15 protein-coding genes are annotated in these 17647 nt (G+C 58.3%); 4 read left to right on the forward strand and 11 right to left on the reverse strand.

Going from position 1 to position 17647, the window contains the following annotated elements:
• Window positions 1-25: 25 nt before the first annotated feature.
• The 5 genes from U862_RS0104530 to rplM form a co-directional block, all read right to left on the reverse strand.
• A complete protein-coding gene (locus U862_RS0104530) occupies window positions 26-808 on the reverse strand; it encodes a cytochrome c1 (RefSeq protein ID WP_025109299.1) in 783 nt (260 codons plus the stop codon).
• Window positions 808-2019, reverse strand: coding sequence for a cytochrome bc complex cytochrome b subunit (locus tag U862_RS0104535; protein ID WP_025109300.1), 1212 nt, complete (start codon window positions 2017-2019; stop codon window positions 808-810). The genes U862_RS0104530 and U862_RS0104535 overlap by 1 nt, the downstream gene beginning before the upstream one ends.
• The gene (gene petA, locus U862_RS0104540; protein ID WP_003228055.1) at window positions 2019-2612 is read right to left on the reverse strand and encodes a ubiquinol-cytochrome c reductase iron-sulfur subunit; all 594 of its coding nucleotides are present in this window, start codon (window positions 2610-2612) and stop codon (window positions 2019-2021) included. Before petA ends, U862_RS0104535 begins: the two co-directional genes overlap by 1 nt.
• A 269-nt stretch (window positions 2613-2881) precedes the next feature.
• On the reverse strand, window positions 2882-3274 hold the full coding sequence (gene rpsI, locus U862_RS0104545; RefSeq protein ID WP_003228056.1) for a 30S ribosomal protein S9: 393 nt from the start codon (window positions 3272-3274) through the stop codon (window positions 2882-2884).
• A gap of 14 nt (window positions 3275-3288) precedes the next feature.
• Complete coding sequence (rplM, locus tag U862_RS0104550; RefSeq protein ID WP_003228062.1) at window positions 3289-3717, reverse strand: 50S ribosomal protein L13; 429 nt, start codon at window positions 3715-3717, stop codon at window positions 3289-3291.
• A 245-nt stretch (window positions 3718-3962) separates the two neighbouring features.
• On the opposite strand from rplM, the gene U862_RS0104555 reads away from it, so the two are divergent.
• Window positions 3963-5003: an NADP(H)-dependent aldo-keto reductase gene (locus U862_RS0104555; protein ID WP_025109301.1), complete on the forward strand. Its 1041-nt coding sequence runs from the start codon at window positions 3963-3965 to the stop codon at window positions 5001-5003.
• Window positions 5004-5104: 101 nt separating this feature from the next.
• Here U862_RS0104555 and U862_RS0104560 read toward each other — a convergent pair whose 3' ends face one another.
• On the reverse strand, window positions 5105-6241 hold the full coding sequence (locus tag U862_RS0104560) for an acyl-CoA dehydrogenase family protein (RefSeq protein WP_003228064.1): 1137 nt from the start codon (window positions 6239-6241) through the stop codon (window positions 5105-5107).
• A 250-nt stretch (window positions 6242-6491) separates the two neighbouring features.
• Between U862_RS0104560 and U862_RS0104565 the strand changes: the two genes are divergently transcribed.
• Window positions 6492-7388, forward strand: coding sequence for a GlxA family transcriptional regulator (locus tag U862_RS0104565; protein WP_177327313.1), 897 nt, complete (start codon window positions 6492-6494; stop codon window positions 7386-7388).
• Between the two features lie 197 nt (window positions 7389-7585).
• Here U862_RS0104565 and zapE read toward each other — a convergent pair whose 3' ends face one another.
• From zapE to U862_RS0104580, 3 genes are all read right to left on the reverse strand, one after another.
• The gene (zapE, locus tag U862_RS0104570) at window positions 7586-8680 is read right to left on the reverse strand and encodes a cell division protein ZapE (RefSeq protein WP_025109303.1); all 1095 of its coding nucleotides are present in this window, start codon (window positions 8678-8680) and stop codon (window positions 7586-7588) included.
• Window positions 8681-8770: 90 nt separating this feature from the next.
• The gene (locus U862_RS0104575; RefSeq protein WP_025109304.1) at window positions 8771-10126 is read right to left on the reverse strand and encodes a tryptophan--tRNA ligase; all 1356 of its coding nucleotides are present in this window, start codon (window positions 10124-10126) and stop codon (window positions 8771-8773) included.
• Window positions 10127-10150: 24 nt separating this feature from the next.
• The gene (locus U862_RS0104580) at window positions 10151-10780 is read right to left on the reverse strand and encodes an alpha/beta hydrolase (RefSeq protein ID WP_029977455.1); all 630 of its coding nucleotides are present in this window, start codon (window positions 10778-10780) and stop codon (window positions 10151-10153) included.
• Window positions 10781-10924: 144 nt separating this feature from the next.
• Between U862_RS0104580 and U862_RS0104585 the strand changes: the two genes are divergently transcribed.
• Entirely contained in the window at window positions 10925-11359 is a 435-nt protein-coding gene (locus U862_RS0104585; protein ID WP_007961596.1) for a YhcB family protein, read from the forward strand.
• Window positions 11360-11587: 228 nt separating this feature from the next.
• Here U862_RS0104585 and U862_RS0104590 read toward each other — a convergent pair whose 3' ends face one another.
• Both U862_RS0104590 and U862_RS0104595 read right to left on the reverse strand, forming a co-directional pair.
• Window positions 11588-12322 (reverse strand): OmpA family protein, encoded by a 735-nt coding sequence (locus U862_RS0104590; RefSeq protein WP_025109306.1) that lies wholly within the window; start codon window positions 12320-12322, stop codon window positions 11588-11590.
• A gap of 113 nt (window positions 12323-12435) precedes the next feature.
• Window positions 12436-13080 (reverse strand): MBL fold metallo-hydrolase, encoded by a 645-nt coding sequence (locus tag U862_RS0104595; protein ID WP_025109307.1) that lies wholly within the window; start codon window positions 13078-13080, stop codon window positions 12436-12438.
• Window positions 13081-13285: 205 nt separating this feature from the next.
• Here U862_RS0104595 and U862_RS0104600 point away from each other — a divergent pair, with 205 nt between their 5' ends.
• Window positions 13286-17587 (forward strand): M10 family metallopeptidase, encoded by a 4302-nt coding sequence (locus U862_RS0104600; protein ID WP_025109308.1) that lies wholly within the window; start codon window positions 13286-13288, stop codon window positions 17585-17587.
• Window positions 17588-17647: the final 60 nt, after the last annotated feature.

Raw genomic sequence — 17647 nt, forward strand, 5'->3', positions numbered from 1 at the left:
GATTAACAGCAATGCTTGAAGCGTATCAGTGCACGTCTTTCCAGTATTCACGCTTGAGCAGGTAGGCGAACACAAAGAAGAACGCCAGGTACAGCAAGACGTAAGTACCGATGCGCTGATGTTGCAGCTTAACCGGGTTAGCCGAGTAAGCCAGGAAGGTTACCAGATTCTTGACCTTCTCATCGAACTGCTCTTCGTTCAGAGCACCGGTTTTCGGCACGATGGTCAACTGATCGCACGCTTCATGGGTCAGCGGCGTACCGGTCAGCGGATCATATTGCTTCTTGCCGTCTTCGACGATCTGTACCTGTTTGCAGCCAACCACCTGGCGACCTTGCAGGCCGACCAGCACGTTAGGCATGCCGACGTTCGGGAAGACCTTGTTGTTCACGCCCCATGGGCGTGCAGGATCTTCGTAGAACGAGCGCAGGTAACCGTAGAGCCAGTCAGTGCCGCGCACACGCGCCACCAGGGTCAGGTCCGGCGGCGCAGCACCGAACCAGGTCTTGGCGTCCGCCGGCTGCATGCCGATGTTCATGTGGTCGCCAATCTTGGCACCGGTGAACACCAGTTTATCGAGCATCATTTCGTGGGGGACGCCGAGGTCATCGGCAACCCGCTCGTAACGCTGGAACTTGGCACTGTGGCAACCCATGCAATAGTTGGCAAAGGTACGCGCACCATCTTGCAGGGCAGCCTTGTCGGACACGTCGATATCGACTTTTTCCAGCTCCGGACCACCGTGTTCGGCGGCGAAAGACAGCACAGGCAAAGCAGCAAAAATCAGAGCAAAAAATAACTTTTTCATCAGCCAGTCACCCTTTCCGGAACCGGTTTGGTCTTCTCGAGCCTGGTGTAGAACGGCATCAGAATGAAGTAGGCGAAGTACAGGAAGGTGCAGATCTGCGACACCAACGTACGCTCCGGAGTCGGGGCCAGTACGCCCAGAATGCCGAGGATCACGAACGCGATGCAGAACACCACCAGCCAGATTTTGCTCATCCAGCCCTTGTAGCGCATCGATTTGACCGGACTGCGATCAAGCCATGGCAGCACGAACAGCAGAGCAATCGAGGCTCCCATGGCGATAACGCCCATGAGTTTGTCCGGGATCGCACGCAAGATCGCGTAGAACGGCGTGAAGTACCAGACCGGCGCAATGTGCTCAGGCGTCTTGAACGGGTTGGCTTGCTCGAAGTTCGGTTTTTCGAGGAAGTAGCCGCCCATTTCAGGGAAGAAGAACACGATGAAGCAGAAGATGAACAGGAAGACCACCACGCCGACGATGTCTTTCACGGTGTAGTACGGGTGGAAGGCAATGCCGTCCAGCGGAATACCGTTTTCGTCTTTATGCTTCTTGATGTCGACGCCGTCAGGGTTGTTCGAACCGACTTCGTGCAGCGCCAGAATGTGCAGCACCACCAGACCGAGAATCACGATCGGCAGGGCTACCACGTGCAGGGCGAAGAAGCGGTTGAGGGTGATCCCGGAGATCAGGTAGTCACCACGAATCCACTGGGTCAGGTCGTTACCGATGACCGGAATCGCACCGAACAGCGAGATGATCACCTGGGCACCCCAGTAGGACATCTGGCCCCACGGCAGCAGGTAACCCATGAATGCTTCAGCCATCAGCGCGAGGTAGATCAGCATGCCGAAGACCCACACCAGCTCACGAGGCTTCTGGTACGAACCGTAGAGCAGACCACGGAACATGTGCAGATAAACCACGATGAAGAACGCCGAAGCGCCGGTGGAGTGCAACAGACGCAGGATCGAGCCGTACTCGACATCGCGCATGATGTATTCAACGGAAGCAAATGCCTCTTCTGCCGACGGGGTGTAGCTCATCGTCAGCCAGACACCGGTGACGATCTGGTTGACCAGCACCAGCAGCGCCAACGAACCGAAGAAATAGAAGAAGTTGAAGTTTTTTGGAGCGTAATACTTGCTGAGATGGTCTTCCCACATTTTGGTGGCGGGGAAGCGTGCATCAACCCAATCCATGAACTTGCTCATCACGCTTTCTCCGTATCGACGCCAATGACAATCAGGTCATCGGTCTCATAGGAATGCGGGGGAACTGGCAGGTTCAAAGGCGCAGGTTGCGACTTGTAGACGCGGCCAGCCAGATCGTAGTGGGAACCGTGGCAAGGGCAGAAATAGCCACCGACCCAGTCTTTACCCAGATCCGCAGGCGCCACTTCGGGACGGAAGGTTGGTGAGCAACCCAGGTGAGTGCAGATCCCGATCAGCAGCAGAATTTCCGGCTTGATCGAACGCACTTCAGGGTCGACATAGGTAGGTTGCGTGGAGTTTTTGGAAGTCGGATCGGAGAGCTGGCCCTCGATCTTCTTGAGATTCCCCAGGATTTCCGCAGTACGGCGGACAATGAACACCGGCTGGCCGCGCCACTCGGCAATCATCTGCTGTCCTGGCTCGATCTTGCTGACATTCACTTTCACCGGTGCACCGGCGGCTTTCGCCTTGGCACTGGGAAACCATGACCCCACGAACGGGACCGCAGCCCCCACCGCTCCTGCAGCACCCACCACGGATGTGGCTGCTACCAAGAAGCGACGCCGGCCTGCATTCACGCCGTCATTGCTCATTCAGTCCTCTCCCATCAGCTTTGTGGCCTGTTAAATCAGGCATCTACTAAATAAATCAATGTTACTTATAAAAATTTTGCCGAGATGGTAATGAAAAGCCCCAATTCTGACAAGGGAATTACCCGGGGCTCCCACCCTCAAGCCTTGTAGTATAGGGGGTCTACGAATGTGGCAAGTTGTCACAGCGCAATTCTTTAATAAATCGCAGGCATAAAAAAACGCCCGGTTCCGTGAGGAATCGGGCGTTCTTTTTTGAACGTGGAAACGAATTAACGCTTCGAGTACTGCGGACGCTTACGCGCTTTACGCAGACCAACTTTCTTACGTTCAACTTCACGGGCGTCGCGGGTAACGAAGCCAGCTTTGCGCAGAGCGCTACGCAGGGTTTCGTCGTAGTCCATCAGAGCGCGAGTGATGCCGTGGCGGATTGCGCCAGCTTGACCACTTACACCACCGCCGATCACGGTGACGTAGATGTCGAATTTCTCGACAGTCTCGGTCAGCTCCAGCGGCTGACGAACTACCATGCGGGCAGTTTCGCGGCCGAAGAAGTTATCCAGCGAACGGTTGTTGATGGAGATGTTACCAGTACCCGGACGCAGGAAAACGCGTGCGGTTGCGGTCTTGCGACGGCCAGTGCCGTAATTTTGAGTCGCCGACATAATGAACTATTCCGTTAAATCTTCAGTTCTTGGGGCTGCTGAGCAGTATGAGGGTGTGCAGCGCCCGCATAGACTTTCAGCTTACGGTACATGTCACGACCCAGCGGGTTTTTAGGCAGCATGCCTTTAACCGCGGTCTCGATCACGCGCTCAGGGGCTTTAGCGATCAGCTTTTCAAAGTTGATCGACTTGATGCCGCCCGGGAAACCGGAGTGGGAGTAGTACATTTTGTCAGTGGTTTTAGCACCGGTTACACGGATCTGCTCGGCGTTGATTACGACGATGTAGTCGCCGGTGTCAACGTGAGGAGTGTACTCAGGCTTGTGCTTGCCACGCAGACGGCTCGCGATTTCGGTGGCCAGACGACCCAGGGTCTGACCAGCAGCGTCGACGACAAACCAGTCGCGCTTTACTGTTTCTGGTTTAGCAGTAAAAGTTTTCATTCTTTATAGCCTCAGGGGCCGCCCTGTAAATTAGACGGCGGATCTTACTGAATAGTGCGTACTTTGACAAGTCAAAGGCAGCCGGATACAGACGCTTTCGGGGGCTCGGGTCGGCGCGTCCGTTCAACGGCAAGATTCTTCGGCGGCGGCGCATCACTTCCACTGCAGAAAGAGGTCGGCAATTATGCAGATTGCGAAAAAATTTTCAACCTGCTTTTATGATTGTTTTGCCCAAGGAGCACCCGATGGACTATCGCCAGCTAGGCCGTACCGACCTGAACGTGAGTGCAATCTGCCTCGGCACCATGACCTGGGGCGAGCAAAACACTGAAGCTGAAGCCTTCGCGCAGATCGAGCGGGCCAAAGAGGCCGGGATCAATTTCATCGACACCGCCGAGATGTACCCGGTGCCGCCGAAAGCCGAAACCTACGCCACCACCGAGCGCTACATCGGCAATTACTTCAAGAGCCGTGGCGACCGCGCCGACTGGATCCTCGCCAGCAAGATCGCCGGCCCCGGCAACACCATCGACTACATCCGTGACAAAAACCTGCGCCACAATCGCCAGCACATCACCGCAGCGGTGGACGCCAGCCTCAAGCGCCTGCAGACCGATTACATCGACCTCTATCAATTGCACTGGCCGGAGCGCAGCACCAACTTCTTCGGCCAACTGGGTTACAAACACAAGATCGAAGCCAACCTGACGCCGCTCGAAGACACCCTTGAAGCTCTCGACGAGCAGGTCAAGGCCGGCAAGATCCGCCACATCGGCCTGTCCAACGAGACGCCGTGGGGCACCATGCGCTTCCTCGCCCTGGCCGAAGCCCGGGGCTGGCCGCGTGCGGTGTCGATCCAGAACCCGTACAACCTGCTCAATCGCAGCTTCGAGATCGGCCTGGCGGAAATCGCCATCCGCGAACAGTGCGGCCTGCTTGCCTATTCGCCGCTGGCGTTCGGTTTCCTGTCAGGCAAGTACGAAGGTGGCGCCCGCCCACCGAAAGGCCGCCTGAGCCTCTACAGCCGCTTCAGCCGCTATTTCAACGCACAATCGGAAGCCGCTTGCAGCCGTTACGTGGCCCTGGCCCGCGAGCATGGGCTGGACCCGGCGCAAATGGCCCTGGCGTTCGTCACTCAGCAACCGTTCGTCACCAGCAACATTATTGGCGCGACGACGCTTGAGCAGCTGGATAGCAACATTGCCAGTTTCGATCTGAAGCTTTCCGACGAAGTGCTGGCCGGGATTGAGGCGATTCACCAGGATCATCCGAATCCGGCGCCTTGATCGACCGCTAAAAGCTTCGCGAGCAGGCTCGCTCCCACAGGTACAGTGATCCATTGTGGGAGCGAGCCTGCTCGCGAAGAGGCCCGCCAAGACAACGAAGATCAGAGCGACCGCGCAATGATCTCCTTCATGATTTCATTGGTGCCGGCGTAAATCCGCTGCACCCGCGCATCCGCCCACGCCCGGGCGACCGGGTATTCCCACATGAAGCCGTAGCCGCCATGCAACTGCACGCACTCGTCGAGCACCTTGCATTGCAGGTCGGTGCCCCAGTATTTGGCCATCGCCGCCGTCGGCACATCGAGCTTGCCTTGCAGGTGCAGCTCCAGGCATTTATCGACGAAGACCCGGCCGATCTGAATTTCGGTAGCCATCTCCGCCAACTTGAAGCGCGTGTTCTGGAAGTCGGCGATCGCCTTGCCGAATGCCTTGCGATCACGGGTGTAATCGAGCGTCCACTTCAGCGCAGCCTCGGCTGAAGCCAGACCACCGATCGCCACGGTCAGGCGCTCCTGCGGCAGTTCCTGCATCAGGTAGGCAAACCCTGCCCCGGCCTGCCCCAAGAGGTTTTCCTTCGGCACGCGTACGTCCTGGAAGAACAATTCCGACGTGTCCTGGGCCTTCATTCCGACCTTTTCCAGGCGCTTGCCCTTCTCGAAGCCCGGCGTATTTGCCTCTACCACAAACAAGCTGGTGCCCTTGGCGCCGGCCTTCGGATCGGTCTTGGCGACGACGATGACCAGGTCAGCCAGGAAACCGTTGGTGATGAAGGTCTTGGAACCGTTGATCACGTACTCGTCGCCGTCCAGCACTGCGGTGGTCTTGACCCCTTGCAGATCGGAGCCGGCGCCCGGCTCGGTCATGGCGATGGCACTGACCATCTCGCCCGAGACCAGTTTCGGCAGGTACTTGTGCTTCAGTGCCTCGCTTCCGTAATGCAGGATGTAGGGCGCCACAATGTCCGAGTGCAGCGAAAAACCGATGCCGGTCAGACCAAGACGACCGACTTCTTCGATCACCACTGCGCTGTACAGAAAGTCCGCACCCAGGCCGCCGTACTCTTCCGGCAGATGCGAGCAGAGCATCCCTGCCTCCCCTGCCTTGTTCCACAGCTTGCGGTCGATATGGCCTTGTTTCTCCCATTGCGCATGGAACGGCACGGCCTCTTTTTCGAGGAAGGTTCGTACGCTGTCACGGAACAATTCGTGCTCGGAGCTGAACAAGGTTCTGGGGATCATGCGGCACCTTTCTTTCTTGTTGGAGGGATGTGTTCCTCAGAGACTAAGCCCCACTTCCGATACAGGACACTGGACACATCCGACAAAAAATAAGACGATCCAGCCGTCTGGTGACCACTTTCCCTTATAAAAACAAAACAAAAGTTGAATTATGTCCAAGCAAGTCTCCACGCCCTTGCGGCGCGTCAGCATCCTGGCAATCGACCGGGTTTTCGCATCCACTCTCATGCAAGCCAAGGATTTCTTCCATCTGGCCAGCCTGCGTTATGGCAAACAGCTGGGCCACGGCCTGACACCGGCGTTCGAAACCCGCCTGGTCAGCCCCGACGGCAAACCGGTGAACAGCTTCAGTGACGTGGTGATGCCGGTGGACGGCGGCCTGGAAAGCGCCGATGTCATCATCCTCCCGGCCTTTTGGGACGATTTCGAAACGCTGTGCGGGCGTTATCCACAGATCCTGCCATGGCTGCGCGAACAGCATGCCCGCGGCGCCGTCCTGTGCGGTGAAGCCACCGGCGTCTTCTGGCTGGCCGAGGCCGGGCTGCTCAATGGCAAGGAAGCGACCACCTACTGGCGCTTCTTCAATGCCTTCGCCGAGCGTTTCCCCAAGGTGTACCTGAATCAGGACAAGCACCTGACCGACGCCGACAATCTGTATTGCGCCGGCGGCACAACGTCAGCGTGCGACCTCTATATCTACCTGATCGAACGCTTCTGCGGCGCCAACGTGGCGCAGGCCGTGGCTCGCGACATCCTTTATGAAGTGCAACGCAGCTACTCGCCGGGGCGCATCGGTTTCGGCGGCCAGAAGCTGCATCAGGACGTGATCATCCTGCAGATCCAGCACTGGCTCGAAGAGCACTTCGCCGACAAGTTCCGCTTCGAAGACGTGGCGCGCGAGCATGGCATGAGCATCCGCAACTTCATGCGTCGCTTCCAGACCGCCACCGGAGACAAGCCGCTGCACTATCTGCAGCGCCTGCGCATCGAGACCGCCAAGGGCCTGTTGTCCGGCAGCCGCAAGAGCATCAAGACCATCAGTTATGAGGTCGGCTACGACGATGCGAGTTTCTTTGCGCGGCTGTTCCGTCAGCACACCGAGCTGTCGCCGAACCAGTATCGGCAGCAGTTCCAGCAGGCAGCTTAACCTTCGGCTATACGAAGATCTCCTGTGGGAGCAGGTTTGCTCGCGAAGACGGCGCATCAGTCGACATTCATGTTGAATGACACACCGTTTTCGCTAGCAAGCCCGCTCCCACAGAGGGGTTTGTGGTGAATCCGAACGGTCTTCAGCGCATAAAAAAAGGCCTGCATCAGCAGGCCTTTTTCATATTCGAAATCTGTTTAAGGCTTGTGTGCCCGCGACAGGAATTCGTGCGATTGCATCTCCAGCAGACGGCTGAGCGTGCGCTGGAACTCGAACGTCAGGCGTCCGCCGGTGTACAGGTCTTTCAACTCGACTTCGGCAGAAATGATCAGCTTGACGTTACGGTCGTAGAACTCGTCCACCATGTTGATGAAGCGCCGGGCGATGTCGTCGGTGGTGACGCTCATCTGCTCGACACCGCTGAGCAGCACGGCGTGGAAGATCTTGCCCAGTTCGATGTAGTCGTTCTGGCTGCGAGGGCCGTCGCACAGTTCGCGGAAGTCGAACCAGGCCACGTCATCGCAGGTGCGCAGGGCACGGATTTCGCGATTCTCGATGATCAGCACATCGTTTTCGACCGCTGCGGTGCACTCTGGCGTCAGCGCGCGGAAGCTCTTGCGCAGGCTTTCATGAGCGGCTTCGTCCAGCGGATAGTGGAACAGCTCCGCTTGTTCGAGGTGACGCAGTCGGTAGTCGACACCGCTGTCGACGTTGACGATTTCGGTGTTCTGCTTGATCAGCGCGATCGCCGGCAGGAAGCGCGCACGTTGCAGACCGTCCTTGTACAGGCCGTCCGGAACGATGTTCGAGGTCGCGACCAGAGTCACGCCGTTCTTGAACAGCTCTTCCATCAGCGTACCGAGGATCATCGCGTCGGTGATGTCGGAGACGAAGAATTCATCGAAGCAGATCACTCGCGACTCGGTCGCAAAGCGCTTGGCGATGATGGTCAGCGGGTTTTTCTCGCCACCGAGGGTTTTCATCTCTTCGTGCACACGCTTCATGAAGCGGTGGAAGTGGGTGCGGGTCTTTTCCTTGAACGGCAGCGCTTCGAAGAAGGTGTCGACCAGGTAAGTCTTGCCGCGGCCCACGCCGCCCCAGAAATACAGACCCTTGACCGGCGTCTGATCCTTCTTGCCGAACAGCTTGCTCAGCAGGCCCGGCTTGTTCTGGTCAGCGGCGATCAGATCTTCGTACAGGCGCTGCAAATGACGAACAGCAGTTTCCTGCGCGGCGTCATGGAAGAAGTCCGGGCGTTTCAGATCAGCTTGGTATCGTTCTAGGGGCGTCATAATTCGTTAGCAAGGCAACAAAAACGGGCCGTCACTGTAGCGACGGCCCGTAGGAATGGCAATCAGCCCTTGGTCGGGCCGCGCCGCGGATTAGTCCTGAACCGGGGTCAGCGCAACGCGCAGGGCCTCGATGGCCGCGTCCCGCGCAGCCGCATCAGCGAAGGCCGGGCTGTCGCCGACGCACTCGCCTTCCAGCCATACGCTGAAGCTCAGGTCTTCATTGCGCACATCCAGAGGCTGGCCGGATTGCAGTTGCTTGGTCACCTGACCTGCAGTTTTGCCGTCGGCGAAGTTGCGCGACAGCAGCAGTTGCTCGCCATCGGCCGCCAGCAGACGGAAACGGAAGCTGCCATCATCTTCACGGAAGCTGACGAAGCGTGCAGCTTTCGCGGCTTTCTTCTTGGTGGTCGCCGCCACTTGCACCTGATTGACGAACGAACGCAGACCGACCGCTTCACGCAGTTCGTTGAGGAACGGCGTCGCCACGGCACGGGCCTTTTTCGCGCCGTGTTGCAGGATGTCTTCCAGATCGGCCGGGCGCTCGATCAGTTGGTGATAACGCTCACGGGACTCGCCCAGTTCGTTATCCAGCAACTGGAACAGACGATTCTTCGCCTCGCCCCAACCCAGGCCGCCGAGCAGTTCGCTGCGGAACTCGTCAGCCTGTGCCGGCGTGGCGAACGCCTGGAACAGAGTGAACAGGTGCGAGTTGTCCGGATCTTTCGCTTCGCCTGGCGCGCGGGAGTCGGTAACGATACGGGAGATCGCGTCCTTCATCTCTTTGGCGCTGGAGAACAGCGGGATGGTGTTGTCGTAGCTCTTCGACATCTTGCGCCCGTCGAGGCCTGGCAATGTCGCCACGCTTTCCTCGATCAGCGCTTCGGGCATGGTGAAGAACTCTTTGCCCTGGCCGAACAGATGGTTGAAGCGCTGGCCGATGTCACGGGCCATTTCCACGTGCTGGATCTGGTCACGACCGACCGGCACCTTATGCGCGTTGAACATGAGGATGTCCGCCGCCATCAACACCGGGTAGCTGTAGAGACCCATGGTGATGCCGGCATCCGGGTCTTCACCGGTCTCGACGTTCTTGTCCACCGAAGCCTTGTAGGCATGCGCGCGGTTGAGCAGGCCCTTGGCCGCGACGCAGGTCAGCAGCCAGGTCAGCTCGGGGATTTCCGGGATGTCGGACTGACGATAGAACGTCACGCGGTCGACATCCAGGCCACCGGCCAGCCAGGTCGCGGCGATTTCCAGACGCGAGCGCTGGATGCGCAGCGGGTCATCGCATTTGATCAGGGCGTGGTAGTCGGCCAGGAAGTAGAACGAATCGGCATTGCTGTCGCGGCTGGCGAGAATCGCCGGGCGAATGGCCCCGGCGTAGTTGCCCAGGTGCGGCGTGCCGGTGGTGGTGATGCCGGTAAGGATTCGGGTACGGTTCGTCATGGGTAATCGCTTGTCAGACTGCAATCAATTCGAGAGACGCGGCAGGATCAGATCCTTGAGATCGGTCAGCTTGCCATGAAAAAAGTGTCCGCATTCTGCCACTTTCAGCAGCTCATGGGGGCGCTGGAGTTGTTCCGACCAGTCGTAGACCAACTGCGGATCGATCACTTCGTCGGTTTCCGGCTGGATCACGGTCAGCTCGCCGTGCTGCGGCAGCTGATCCTGATCGCCCAGGCGCATCACCGCCGGCGCCACCATGAACAGGTGCTTGAGCTGCACGCCCTGCGCCTCGAGACGACCGCCGAGACTTGCCGCAACAAATCCACCGAAAGAGAAACCGAACAGGGTCAGCGGCAGATCAGGGTGTTTCTCGCGCAGCCACGCGGCGGCGGCCTGAGCATCGTCGACTTCACCGCTGCCCATGTCGTGTGCGCCTTCGCTGGCACCCACACCACGGTAATTGAAACGCAGGGTGATCAGCCCTGCGTCACGCGCGGTGCGCTGCAGGGTCGAGACGACCTTGTTGAGCATGGTGCCGCCCTGCACCGGGTTCGGGTGGCAGATCAACGCGATGCCGTGTGGCTGCTCATTATCCAGGTACAGTGCTTCAATCTGGCCGACTGGGCCGGCAATCACTACAGGGGTTTCACGCATCAGCAAGGAAGGAACTCCGTGACCTCGAATCGGGTCGACTCGTCTAGCAAATTGTCTGTGCCAATCTATTGCGAGTGAATCGCGGTATACAGCGCAGGTTCGAGCCGTTAACGTAAAGCAAAGCCGTTTATAGAGGAAGGACTCGTGGAACACTCGCTCTTAGTTTGGTTGTTACCGACTCTTGCCCTGGTTGTGGGTGTCGCCATTGGATTCCTGATCGCTCGCGTCGCACCGAATGCCGCGCCGAGCCGTACGCAGCGTCAACTGGATGATATCCAGGAGCGTTTCGACAGCTATCAAAACGAGGTGGTCACCCACTTCAACAGCACCGCGATGCTGGTCAAGAAGCTGACCCAGAGCTATCAGGAGGTGCAGGATCATCTCGCCGAGGGTGCCAACCGCCTGGCCCTGGACGAGCAGACCCGTCAACGCCTGATCGCCGCTTTGCACGCCGATGCCGCGCAGGCACCGCGCGAACGCCTGACGCCGCCGCGCGATCAGGAGCCGCCACGCGACTACGCACCGAAGGCCCCGAACTCGCCAGGCATGCTTGATGAGCACTATGGCTTGAAGAAGTAATTCAGTCTTCGCTGCAAACAAAAAGCCCCCGGACAACTCGCTTGTCCGGGGGCTTTTTTGTATCTGATGATTTTAGGGTGGGGTCGGGCGCCTTCGCGAGCAGGCTCGCTCCCACATTTTGAAATGCGTTCCCCCGAGGAAGCGGGCTTGCTCGCGAAGGTGCCGGCACAGGCCACACAAAAAAATGCCCGATCACAGGACCGGGCATTTTTTCACTCAAGCATTGAGTTACGGATACTGCTGAACCGTACCCGGCTGTTGCTGCTGACCACCATACTGCTGACCCGGAATCGCCTTCAGGTTGACCTCAACGCGGCGGTTCTGCGCACGACCATTGACGTCACCGTTGCTAGCAATCGGGTTATCCGGACCAGCGCCACGGGCCGACAGGTTGGCACCGCTGACACCTTGCGACGTCAGGTAGGTGGCCACGCTCTGCGCACGACGCTGGGACAGATCCATGTTGTGCTGGCGGCTGCCGGTGCTGTCGGTGTAGCCGACGATTTCGATCTGGTTCTGGCTGAACTCCTTCAACGAGCCCGCCAGGTTGTTCAGCGGCTGATAGAAGCTTGGTGCGATGTTCGCCGAATCGGTGGCGAAGGTGATGTTGCCCGGCATGATCAGCTTGATCTGATCGCCCTGACGCTGCACTTCAACCCCGGTGTTGGCCATGCTGGCGCGCAGTTTTTTCTCTTGCTGGTCGGCGTAGTAACCGTAACCGGCCGCCGAAGCACCGACCACCGCCGCGCCGATCAAGGCACCCTTGCCGCGGTTGTTGTGGTCGATGGCAGCACCCGCCAGGGCACCGGCCAGAGCGCCGAGACCACCGTATTTGGCGGTTTTGCTCATGCCTTGCGAGCCCCCATCGGCCTGCCCCTGATTGTCATACGGGTTGGGCGAGGCGCAGCCGGCCAACATGGCCACAGCGGTAGCAACAATAATCAAACGAGGCGTGGTGAACATGAAGAGCTCCTGGTTTCGCATTCTGTGTGGCAGCGGCCCTAGGCAATAGACCTTTGCGGGCGTTGGATCATGACAATGCCGAAAAATTCCGCCGCACACTCGTGACAAAATGTTTAGGCGCGCACGAACGGGTTTTCCCGCATTTCATCCCCAAGACGCGTGTCCGGGCCATGTCCGGTAATCACTGTTGCGTCTTCGTCCAGGGTGTACAGCCGCTGCTTGATCGATCGCACGATGGTCGCCTGATCGCCGCCCCACAAATCCGTGCGTCCTACGCCGCGACGAAACAACGTGTCGCCGGCAATCAACAGCTTAGCCTCGGAAAACCAAAAGCTCATGGAACCGGGTGTATGACCCGGTGTATGCAGCGCCACGCCGCAGCCGCAGGCCAGCTCTTCATCGTCACTGAGCCAGCGATCCGGCGGCGGCACCGGGGTGTAGGGCACACCGAACATTTGGCATTGCATCTCGAGGTTGTCCCACAGGAACTGATCTTCTTTATGCAGATGCAGGGTCGCGCCGGTTTTTTCTTTCATCTGCCCGGAGGCGAGAAAGTGGTCGAGATGCGCGTGGGTGTGGATGATGCTGACCACTTTCAGGCCCAGGGCATCGAGGCGCGCCATGATCAGGTCGGGGTTGCCGCCCGGGTCGACGACGATGGCTTTTTTGCTGATCGGGTCGCCGATGATCGTGCAGTTGCACTGGAGCGGGCCGACGGGGAAAGTCTCGCGAATCAGCGTTGGGCTGGATGCAGTCATGGAGAGTCCTGGACGAACGGTAGTAGGGCTTGTTTCAGAATTCTACTTCACAAGCCGATACAGATCGCCCGGTCAGTAATTTGACGCCACTAATCAGAAAAATAGTGGCCCAATGATGTCAAAGCATCTGCTTCTGGTGCAAAATCGCATTTTTTTGTAGCGGTCGCATTCAGGAAGGGCCGCAGCGCACTCAGGAAATCCCCGCATGCCTACGCCCACGACTTATACCCTCGCGTTACCTGCCAAGCTGACTGGCGTCGCTATCGTCGACAGCCTTATCGCCGGCAAATACTGGACAGGACCGAACTGGCCTTTCGGCGGGGAAACAACGCTCAGCTACAGTTTCATGGCACCGGGGACTTCGTATTTCCCCACAAGCTACAGTCCGAAAAACGAATACAACGCGCTGTATGAGCTGACGGCTGCACAGAAGACTGCAATCACCAATGCCCTGGGTGCATGGAGTGCCGTTGCCAACATCACGTTCACGCTGACCAGCGACGACATCAATAACGTTGGCGATCTGCGCTTTGGCGGCTATCGGTTGATGGACAATAAAACCGCAGCCTGGGCCTACTTTCCTGACAACCTTCCTGCTGCCGGTGATGTCTGGGTCGGCACTGAAACCAACGACCCGAACCCGGTCAACGGCACTTACGACTACCTGACGTTCGTTCATGAAATCGGTCATGCGCTGGGTCTCAAGCACCCGTTCGATACCAGTGCAGCCAACAAGACGCTGTTGACGCCTGCTCTGGATGACGTTCACTTCACGGTGATGAGTTACAACAGCAACTATTCCTATCAGCCGACGACGCCGATGGTGCTGGACATCCTCGCGATCCAGAGCCTTTATGGCGCCAATACTGCCTGGCAGACTGGGGACAACGTCTACAAGTGGGCGCCGGATCAGTCAATTTTCGAAACGATCTGGGATGCCGGCGGAAACGACACGATCGATGCCAGCAACCAGCTCGCCTCCGTCAGCATCAATCTCAACGAAGGCGCTTACAGCAACATTGGCAAAGCCTTCGTCGATCTCACATCCCAAACCGCGATCAACGATGGGCTGGCCATCGCTTATGGCGCCAAGATAGAAAATGCCATCGGTTCGAACTTCAATGATGTGCTGATCGGCAATGCCCTGAATAACGTACTCAACGGCGCCGGCGGCATTGACACCATGGCCGGTGGTGCAGGCAACGACACTTACATCCTCGACAATGCCGCGGAGCTGGCGTTGATTTACGAGGATACCGATCCGGGTCGCGACCTGCTGACAATTACCTACGCTGCCGGCCCCCTTACCAACGTCGTCGATCTGAACCAGGCAAACCTTGTCAACGTAGAAAGCGTTCGGATCACTGGCGCCGGCGCCTTCGCCCTGCAGGGCAACGCACTGGACAACAAGCTGTTCGGCAATACCGGCAATGACTGGCTTGACGGTGGCGCGGGTGCCGACACCCTCACCGGCGGTGCCGGTGACGACACATACGTGGTCGATAACTATGGCGATGTCGTCGTCGAACTCGCCGGCGAAGGCCGCGACAAGGTCATGACCACGCTCACCTATGGTCTGGGCGCCAATATCGAAGACGGCCAATTGATGGGCAACGCCGCCCTCAACCTGAGCGGCAACGAACTCGACAACGTGCTGATCGGCAACGCCGGCAATAACATCCTCAATGGTGGCGCCGGTGTCGACACCATGATCGGCGGCGCCGGCAATGACACTTACAACCTGGATCAGGCGGCTGAACTCGCTCTCGTGCAAGAAGGTAATGATCCGGGCCGCGATCTGCTGCTGATCAACTACGCCGCTGGCCCTTCGACCAACGTCGTCGATCTGAATCAGGCAAACCTGATCAACGTGGAAAGCGTGAGGATCAACGGTGAGGGTGCGTTCTCCATGCTGGGCAACGCTCTCGACAACAAACTGTTCGGCAATGCCGGCAATGACTGGATCGACGGAGGTGGCGGCGTCGACACCCTCACTGGCGGTGCCGGCGATGACACCTATGTGGTGGACAACTACGGCGACATCGTTGTCGAGCTTGCTGGTGAAGGTCGCGACAAAGTCATGGCCTCGATCAACTACACCCTGGGCGCCAACATTGAAGACGGCCAACTGCTGGGTGATTCCGCCCTCAACCTGACCGGTAATGATCTCAATAACGTGCTGATCGGCAACGCCGGCAATAACATTCTCAATGGCGGTGCCGGCGTCGACACCATGATCGGCGGGGCCGGCAACGACACCTACAACCTGGATCAGGCTGCCGAGCTGGCGCTCGTGCAAGAAGATGCCGATTCGGGCCGCGACCTGCTGAACATCTACTACGATGCAACACAAAACAGCGTCATTGACCTGAACCAGAGCAACCTGCAGAACTTCGAAAGCGTTCGCATCAATAGCTCGGGCGCCTTTACCCTGTTGGGCAACGCACTGGACAACAAATTGTTCGGCAATGCCCAGGCCAACTATCTGGATGGCGGTGCCGGGAGCGACACCCTCACTGGTGGCGCAGGCGATGACACTTACGTGGTCGACAACATCGCAGATGTCGTTGTCGAGCTGGCGGGCGAAGGCTATGACAAGGTCAAATCCTCAATCAGCTACACGCTGGGTGCCAACCTCGAGGAAGGTCAACTGCTGGGCAGCGCCGCAATCAACTTGACCGGCAACGAGCTGAACAACGTGCTGACCGGTAACGATGGCAACAACACCCTCATCGGTGGTGCAGGCAATGACACGCTCAATGGCGGAGCCGGCATCGACACCATGATCGGTGGCAGCGGCAATGACACCTATATCCTCGATCAAGCGGAAGAACTGGCACTGATCCAGGAAGCGGACGAGATCGGTCGGGACCTGCTGGACATCCAGTACAACGCGGCCCAGAACGCCGTGGTCAATCTGTCCCAGAGCAACCTGCAATACGTCGAGAGCGTGCGCCTTACCGGTGCGGGCGCGTTTACCGTGACCGGCAATGCCCTGGACAACAAACTGTTCGGCAACGCCGATGCCAACGTTCTGGACGGCGGCACAGGCGTCGACACCCTGACGGGGGGCGCCGGTGATGACATCTACGTGATCGACAACATCGGTGACACCATCGTCGAGCTGGCGGACGAAGGTCGAGACCAGGTCAAATCGTGGATCAGCTACACCTTGGGGGCCAACCTCGAAGACGCGCAACTGCTCGGCAGTGCAGCGCTCAACCTGACGGGCAACGCACTGGATAACGTGCTGATCGGCAACGACGGCGACAACATCCTCAATGGTGGGGCCGGCATCGACACCATGATCGGTGGTGCGGGCAATGACTCCTACTTCCTTGATGACTCCTCGGAGCTGTCGCGAATCCAGGAGAATGCCGATGGCGGGCGAGACCTGCTGACAATCGAATATTCGACTGACAGAAACAGCAGCGTGATCAACCTCAACGCGTCCAATCTGCAAAATGTGGAAAGTGTGCGGGTCCTGGGTGCCGGGGCATTCTGGGTGATGGGTAACGCCCTGGACAACAAACTGTTCGGCAATGCCTACGACAACACCCTGGACGGCGGAGCCGGCAACGATGTACTGGACGGCGGTGCCGGTGCCGACAGAATGAACGGTGGCGCTGGCGATGACATTTACATTGTCGACAACGTCAACGACACCATTCAGGAAACCCCGTGGGATGGTCACGATCTGATCAAGACCTCCGTGAGTTACACACTGTCCTACAGTGTCGAAGACGGCCTGTTGCTGGGAAGTGACGCGCTCAATCTGACCGGCAACGATCTGGACAACGTGTTGACCGGCAACAGCGGCAACAACGTGCTGGACGGTGGCACCGGCATCGACACCATGATCGGCGGTGCGGGTAATGACACCTACATTCTGGATCAGGCTGCCGAGCTCGCCTTGATCCAGGAGGGTAATGATCCTGGCCGCGACTTGTTGAGCATTCAGTACAACGCGAAACAGAACAGTGTGGTCGATCTGAACCTGAGCAATCTGCTGAACGTGGAAAGCGTACGGATCAACGGCACTGGCGGTTTCAGTGTGCTCGGCAACGGCCAGGACAACAAATTGTTCGGCAACGCCGATGCCAACTACCTGAGTGGCGGTGCAGGCAATGACCAGCTCGATGGCGGGGCCGGCAATGATATTCTGCTCGGCGGCGGCGGCAAGGACACCCTGATCGGTGGTGCCGGCAGCGATCAGTTTGTCTTCAGCAACTTGAACGAAGTGGGAACCGGAAGCCTGAGTGACGTCATCAATGACTTCAACAGTCTGGAGGGCGACAAGATCGATCTGAGAATGTTTGACGCCAACCTGTTGCAAGACGGCCTCAATGCGTTCTCCTTCATCGGCTCTGCCGACTTCACCGGCGCCGGCCAACTGCGTTTCGTCGATCATGTGCTGTCGGGCAACGTCACCGGGCACGCCGGTGCGGACTTCGAGATCCAGTTGGTGGGTGTGAACAGCTTCAGCGCCAATGACCTGATGGCCTGATTCCTCCCCGCCGCACCGGCTTGCAGGTCAGGTAACAAACAAAAACGCCCCGATTTGATC

This window comes from Pseudomonas sp. H1h, assembly GCF_000633255.1.
GTDB lineage: Bacteria > Pseudomonadota > Gammaproteobacteria > Pseudomonadales > Pseudomonadaceae > Aquipseudomonas.

What these genes read in the sequence shown, in the direction of transcription:
- rpsI (WP_003228056.1), bottom strand. Translation starts at nt 3,274, where the DNA reads ATGTCGGCGACTCAAAATTACGGCACTGGCCGTCGCAAGACCGCAACC.
- U862_RS0104595 (WP_025109307.1), bottom strand. Translation starts at nt 13,080, where the DNA reads ATGACTGCATCCAGCCCAACGCTGATTCGCGAGACTTTCCCCGTCGGC.
- U862_RS0104530 (WP_025109299.1), bottom strand. Translation starts at nt 808, where the DNA reads ATGAAAAAGTTATTTTTTGCTCTGATTTTTGCTGCTTTGCCTGTGCTG.
- U862_RS0104555 (WP_025109301.1), top strand. Translation starts at nt 3,963, where the DNA reads ATGGACTATCGCCAGCTAGGCCGTACCGACCTGAACGTGAGTGCAATC.
- U862_RS0104575 (WP_025109304.1), bottom strand. Translation starts at nt 10,126, where the DNA reads ATGACGAACCGTACCCGAATCCTTACCGGCATCACCACCACCGGCACG.
- zapE (WP_025109303.1), bottom strand. Translation starts at nt 8,680, where the DNA reads ATGACGCCCCTAGAACGATACCAAGCTGATCTGAAACGCCCGGACTTC.
- U862_RS0104600 (WP_025109308.1), top strand. Translation starts at nt 13,286, where the DNA reads ATGCCTACGCCCACGACTTATACCCTCGCGTTACCTGCCAAGCTGACT.
- U862_RS0104535 (WP_025109300.1), bottom strand. Translation starts at nt 2,019, where the DNA reads ATGAGCAAGTTCATGGATTGGGTTGATGCACGCTTCCCCGCCACCAAA.
- U862_RS0104590 (WP_025109306.1), bottom strand. Translation starts at nt 12,322, where the DNA reads ATGTTCACCACGCCTCGTTTGATTATTGTTGCTACCGCTGTGGCCATG.
- petA (WP_003228055.1), bottom strand. Translation starts at nt 2,612, where the DNA reads ATGAGCAATGACGGCGTGAATGCAGGCCGGCGTCGCTTCTTGGTAGCA.
- U862_RS0104580 (WP_029977455.1), bottom strand. Translation starts at nt 10,780, where the DNA reads ATGCGTGAAACCCCTGTAGTGATTGCCGGCCCAGTCGGCCAGATTGAA.
- rplM (WP_003228062.1), bottom strand. Translation starts at nt 3,717, where the DNA reads ATGAAAACTTTTACTGCTAAACCAGAAACAGTAAAGCGCGACTGGTTT.
- U862_RS0104560 (WP_003228064.1), bottom strand. Translation starts at nt 6,241, where the DNA reads ATGATCCCCAGAACCTTGTTCAGCTCCGAGCACGAATTGTTCCGTGAC.